The following is a 233-nucleotide window of genomic DNA, read 5'->3' as shown; positions in this document are numbered from 1 at the left end:
GAGGGAGAGGCGCTGCTGCATGATTCGTCGAACTGCTATGTTCGCAGCGAGGACCGCCTGGTCAGCCTGGTGGGCGCCACCGACTTAATCGTCGTGGACACTGCCGACGCCTTGCTGATCGTTGACAAGACGCGTGCGCAGGACGTCAAGGAAATCGTCCGGAAACTCAATTCCCAGGGTCACGCCGCCAGCCGTATCCACCGTAAGGTGCACCGCCCGTGGGGTACCTATAC

Annotated in this window: 1 pseudogene; it reads left to right on the top strand. The window is 61.4% G+C overall.

Annotated elements, in window-relative coordinates:
* Nucleotides 1–233, top strand: a pseudogene (locus SB847_RS22355) (hypothetical protein); the annotation flags it as partial.

Origin of the sequence: Bacillus sp. SIMBA_026, from assembly GCF_046535335.1 — a bacterium.
In the GTDB taxonomy this organism is placed as follows: Bacteria; Bacillota; Bacilli; order Bacillales; family Bacillaceae; genus Bacillus; species Bacillus velezensis.
The sequence above is the reverse complement of the archived record's forward strand: the minus strand, read 5'-3'. Positions and strand labels throughout refer to the sequence as shown.